The sequence below is a fragment of the Rhizobacter sp. P3_B12 genome, assembly GCF_056402895.1.
This window is the reverse complement of the sequence record NZ_JBFUGN010000477.1, coordinates 1-4676: the sequence shown is the minus strand read 5'-3', so window position 1 is coordinate 4676 and position 4676 is coordinate 1. Positions and strand designations below refer to the sequence as shown.

The following is a 4676-nucleotide window of genomic DNA, read 5'->3' as shown; positions in this document are numbered from 1 at the left end:
GTGCTGGACGTGCTGCAGCGCAGCGCACCGCCGGAGCTCGCGCGCCGCTTGCGCGAGGAGGCCGGCGTCGCGGTGCTGGCGTCGGCTGGCGACGCGGCGCCCGACTGGTCGGCGTGGACGCGCGAGCAGGCGGTGCTGGCGCGCTGCGTGGTCGTCGCGGTGACCGTCGACGGGGCCCGGCAGCGCTGGCTCGCGATGGAAGACCCGTGGGACGACGCGAAGCTGCGCCGCATCAGCGGGCGCGTCGGCGAATCGCTGCAGCCGGCGGCGGCGAGCACGCAGGCGATGCGCGCGTGGCTGGGCGAGGCCGATGGGGCGGCGGTGCGCGAAGAGGCCGCGAAGCCCACGGCCGTGGCCGACGGGCCGATCGTCGGCTTCGTCGACAGCGCGATCCGCGCCGGCTTCCAGGCCGGTGCGAGCGACATCCACTTCGAATGCGACCGCGGCGGCGTGACGGTGAAGCACCGGCTCGACGGCGTGATGGCGCGCTTTGCGCGGCTCGACGGCGCGACGCAGGCCGAGGAGGTGATCTCGCGCATCAAGGTGCTGGCGCAGCTCGACATCACCGAGCGGCGGCTGCCGCAGGACGGGCGCTTCCGCATCGACATCCAGGGCGGGCGCATCGACCTGCGCGTGTCGATCATGCCGAGCGTGTTCGGCGAGGACGCGGTGCTGCGGCTGCTCGACAAGGCCCAGCTGCGCGAGAGCGATGCCACGGTGTCGCTCGACCTGCTGGGCTTCGACGCGACCGGCGCGGGCCTGATCCGCGAGCTGTCGATGGCGCCGAGCGGGATGATGCTGGTGACCGGGCCCACGGGCAGCGGCAWGACGACGACGGTGTATGCGGCGCTGTCCGAGATCAACACGGGGCTGGAGAAGATCATCACGATCGAGGACCCGGTGGAGTACGAGCTGGCGGGCGTGCTGCAGATCCCCGTCAACGAGCGCAAGGGGCTGACCTTCGCGAAGGGGCTGCGCTCGATCCTGCGGCACGACCCGGACCGCATCCTGGTCGGCGAGATCCGCGATGCCGAGACGGCCGAGATCGCGGTGCAATCGGCGCTGACCGGCCACGCGGTGTTCACGACGGTRCATGCGAACAGCCTGACCGACATCATCGGGCGCTTCCGGCATTTCGGGCTCGACATGTTCGGCTTCATGTCGTCGCTGAACGGGGTGGTGGTGCAGCGGCTGATGCGGCGGCTGTGCGCCGATTGCGCCGGCGAGCGCGATGCCACTGCGCGCGAGGCGCAGTGGCTGGGCGTGGTCGCGGAGCAGGGTGTGCGCGTGCCGCTGGCGGTGGGCTGCCCGCTGTGCCATGGCTCGGGCTACAAGGGGCGCTTCGTGATCTCGGAGGTGCATGTGATCGACGATGCGTTCCGCGACCACGTGACCGAGGGCTCGCCGCTGTCGGTGCTGAAGGGGCATGCGTATGCGGGCGGCACGCTGACGCTGGACCAGCAGTCGGTGCGGCGGGTGCTGCAGCGCCAGACCACGATCGAGGAGGTGCGGCGTGTCGTCGGTGCGATCTGAGGGGGCGCAGGCCTGGCTGGGCTTGCGGGGTGTGGCGTGGCGCTTTGGGGTGCAGCCGTGGAAGTGGCAAGCAGCCGACGGGCTGGAAGCCGGCGTGACGGCGGTTGCGGTGGCGCTGAAGGCCGATGCCGCGGTGCGCCGGCCGCAGCTCACGCTGTGGCTGGCCGGCAGCGTGGCGCGGCCGTTCATCGTGCAACCGGTGCCGGGACTGCGCAGCTGGACCGAGGCGCGCCGGCTGGCCGAGGCGCTGGCGCCCGATGAGACAGGGCTGACCGGGCCGTGCGAGGTGTGGCTGGATGCGGCGCCGCCTGGGCATGCGGTGCTGGGTGTTGCGATCGAGAGCGCGACGCGCGAGACCATCGGGCGCGTGCTGGCGGCGCATGGCGTGCGTGCTGTTGCGATGCGTCCATGGTGGACGGTGGCGTTGACGCGGGCGCTGGACGTGCAGCCGGCGCTGTCGCGCATCGTCGTCGCGGAGCCGGAGAGCCTGGTGGTGCTGGCGGGCCGCGACGGGGTGTTCAGTGCGGTGGCCACCTGTGCACCGTTGCCGTCGCCGGAGCATGCGGCGGCGTGGCTGCAGCGCTCGGTGCTGAGCCTCGGGATCGCCGACGGCGAGGGCGTGCGGGTGGCGCTGTCGGCGGGCGCGGGATTGGACGATGCCGTGATGGAGGCGTGGGCATGAGGCGCATCGAGGCCGACTTCATCCGCCACCGGCCGCCGGGGCGGGCATGGTGGGGCGCGACGGTGCTGTTGCTTGTGGCCGCGGTGGCGTTGGCGGCATGGGGCTGGACGGTGCGTGAGGACGCGGCCGGCGTGCGTGCGCAGATGCTGGATTGGAATGCGCGCATCGACGCGCTCGCGCACCAGGCTTCGCGGCGCGCCGAGCTGCCGAACGAGCCGCCGCCGGCCTATGCCGCCGACGCGCACTCGGCGTTGAAGCTGCAACGCGTGCCGGTCGACGCCGCGCTGGCCTCGCTCGAATCCGTGGGCACGGTGGGCGTGCTGCCGGTGTCGGTGGACATCAGCGCGGCCGACGCGACCGTGCGCGTGCAGGTCGAGTTCTCAAGCTACGAGGCGCTGCTGAAGTACCTGGAGGATCTCAATGCCGGGGAACCGAACGAGCGGTGGATCCTGGCGACGGCGCAAGGGACGGCACAGGGTGCCAGCGGGCGGCCGACAGCGTTGATCGTCTCGCGGTGGCGTGGGAGGGAATGACATGGGATCTCGCGATGACAGCTCAGCAAGTTCCTGAGCCTCATTCTTCGGCACCAGCCAGACACCATCGGCCTGACGCTGGATGCGCAGGGCTGGGCCGTCATCGATGAGCTGATTGCCAAGAGTGATGCCGCGGGAACGCGGCTCACACGGGACGAACTGCTGCAGCCGCAGTCGCGACAGCAGGTGCACCTGTCGGCCGATGAAGCAACGGCGCACTTGGTGGGGCAGCGTCATGGCAAGCCTGTCGAGCTGACGGTTGACGCGCTTCGCATGCACGCTGCCGGGTTCAAGTTCAATCGGGCGGACAACGGCGTCTGGCTCACGGATCAGGTGCCTCGGGAATTTCTGGTAGCCCGCTAAACAAAGTCGAAATGCTCCTCCATGACGGCAATCGCCTCGTCAACGTCTGCGCCGAGGAAACCGAGCACTTCCAGGAACCATGACAGCTGGTCGTCCTGGCCCGACACATTTTCTTTGCTCGGGTAAAGAAGGCACACGGCAAGACGAGCAACAACTGCCTCACCGCTCTCGAAATTCCGCAGTCCTCTTTCGTCCACGGCTTTCCACCAATGAGCAAGAGCGACACGCCTGTCATCCTCAGAGAGTTCCCCGGCGAGAAGCCCTTTGACGGTCGACAGAGGGTCATGGGCGGAAGAGCCGAATGAAATGCCGAGTCGCCCAACGACTCTCATCATGTAGAGCAGAAGCGACCGCAAGGATGCATCTGCGCTCTTCGGCCAGGCTATCGAGCCAATCGACTTGTTCAATGCATTGCTCCGAGCAAGTCCCTCAAATCTGTTCCCAGACACTTCTTCCTTCAAAGAACAACTCGAAGCCTCCACGGGCCGGCCAGAACGAGACCGTCTTTCTGCCAGTCGCATCGGCAGAGTGCTTCATCTCGATGGGATGCTGATTGCCAAACAGCCGAACCTGTACCGCCTTGCCAGGAGGCAACCGAAACTCGGTGCCCTCCGGCTCCAGATACAAGAGCAACTCGTCTGGGCTGTCATTCAGCAGATCAAACACGCAGGCCACTGTCAATTCCCATCTGGCACTAGACGCACACCATCGCGGCTCACATAGCAGTCGATGAATCCGGCGATTTCGCCCGGTGCGTAGATCGTGAGAAATGAATCATTCGGGGCGACGGTGAAGGACGTATTGTTCGTCACGTCGTCAAAGACGGCATGGATTTCAATGCTCTGGCCAGGCAGAACGATGAAGTATTCAGAGAGCGGCTCCAACAGTACTTTGACGGACGCAGAACTCTCATTCTGAAACGGCAATTTCGCAGTCATAGCAGGCACGGCAACTCCTATTTCCAAAGCTTGAGGATATCTTCCATGTACGCAGCACGCTGAGGTGCAACGGCTCCACCTCGACCCGCAGACACAGATTCTCTGTAAAGGTTTCGTGTGGCCTCGACCTCTGCTCTCGTCACACTCGCCTGGATTCGCTCAATAGTTGAAGCATCCAAAGCCTCTCTGGCGGCCTTCACTCCAGCTTCACCGTTCCCCCACCCGTAAATTTTCTTCAACTCAGGTGCCGTGCGTGCTGCAAACACTTCTTCTTTCGCGATTTCTCTCGCCCCTTTTGCAAGCGACAGAGCGACATCTGTGGCGACCTCTGCAACTTTAGGCGCAACCTTTTCAGCAACCGTCCCGGTAATTCTCGCCGCCGCTACTTCTTGACCGACAGGTAGAACCGCGACCACTGACGTGGTCCAATTCTGATGGACACCTCGATGGGAGATTTTCCCGCAGAGGACGAGAAGAGCATGACCGAGAAGAAGAGAGCCCGCCGGGCATTTGATGCGGCGTTCAAGCTGCAAGTGGTTCGCATGGTGCGAGACCAGGGATTGAGCGTCGGGCAGGTGTGCCGCGACATGAACTTGACGGACAGTGGCGTGCGCCGCTGGCTCGAGC

General features: G+C 66.1%; 9 protein-coding genes and 1 pseudogene. 6 read left to right on the top strand and 4 right to left on the bottom strand.

Going from position 1 to position 4676, the window contains the following annotated elements:
• The 5 genes and pseudogenes from AC1D01_RS21635 to AC1D01_RS21615 form a co-directional block, all read left to right on the top strand.
• The coding region (locus tag AC1D01_RS21635; protein WP_477869929.1) for a GspE/PulE family protein at positions 1 to 1533 on the top strand (1533 nt) is incomplete at its 5' end.
• Positions 1514 to 2215, top strand: a complete 702-nt coding sequence (locus AC1D01_RS21630; protein WP_477869927.1) for a hypothetical protein — start codon at positions 1514 to 1516, stop codon at positions 2213 to 2215. The genes AC1D01_RS21635 and AC1D01_RS21630, both read left to right, overlap by 20 nt.
• Complete coding sequence (locus AC1D01_RS21625) at positions 2212 to 2748, top strand: hypothetical protein (RefSeq protein ID WP_477869925.1); 537 nt, start codon at positions 2212 to 2214, stop codon at positions 2746 to 2748. The genes AC1D01_RS21630 and AC1D01_RS21625 overlap by 4 nt, the downstream gene beginning before the upstream one ends.
• A 30-nt stretch (positions 2749 to 2778) precedes the next feature.
• A pseudogene (locus tag AC1D01_RS21620) lies at positions 2779 to 2898 on the top strand (RNA 2'-phosphotransferase); the annotation flags it as partial.
• Positions 2899 to 2907: 9 nt separating this feature from the next.
• Entirely contained in the window at positions 2908 to 3111 is a 204-nt protein-coding gene (locus AC1D01_RS21615; RefSeq protein ID WP_477869933.1) for an RNA 2'-phosphotransferase, read from the top strand.
• Here the strand turns inward: AC1D01_RS21615 and AC1D01_RS21610 are convergent.
• From AC1D01_RS21610 to AC1D01_RS21595, 4 genes are read right to left on the bottom strand one after another with little or no spacing between them, the layout of a single operon-like run.
• Positions 3108 to 3518, bottom strand: coding sequence for a hypothetical protein (locus AC1D01_RS21610; RefSeq protein WP_477869923.1), 411 nt, complete (start codon positions 3516 to 3518; stop codon positions 3108 to 3110). The two genes, AC1D01_RS21615 and AC1D01_RS21610, sit on opposite strands and share 4 nt — an antisense overlap.
• A 22-nt stretch (positions 3519 to 3540) precedes the next feature.
• Positions 3541 to 3777 carry a hypothetical protein gene (locus tag AC1D01_RS21605; protein ID WP_477869921.1) on the bottom strand — a complete coding sequence of 79 codons (237 nt, stop codon included), beginning with the start codon at positions 3775 to 3777 and terminating at the stop codon, positions 3541 to 3543.
• A gap of 11 nt (positions 3778 to 3788) precedes the next feature.
• On the bottom strand, positions 3789 to 4058 hold the full coding sequence (locus AC1D01_RS21600; RefSeq protein WP_477869919.1) for a hypothetical protein: 270 nt from the start codon (positions 4056 to 4058) through the stop codon (positions 3789 to 3791).
• Positions 4059 to 4066: 8 nt separating this feature from the next.
• On the bottom strand, positions 4067 to 4465 hold the full coding sequence (locus AC1D01_RS21595) for a hypothetical protein (protein ID WP_477869917.1): 399 nt from the start codon (positions 4463 to 4465) through the stop codon (positions 4067 to 4069).
• A gap of 63 nt (positions 4466 to 4528) precedes the next feature.
• Here AC1D01_RS21595 and AC1D01_RS21590 point away from each other — a divergent pair.
• The coding region (locus AC1D01_RS21590; RefSeq protein ID WP_477869931.1) for a transposase at positions 4529 to 4676 on the top strand (148 nt) is incomplete at its 3' end.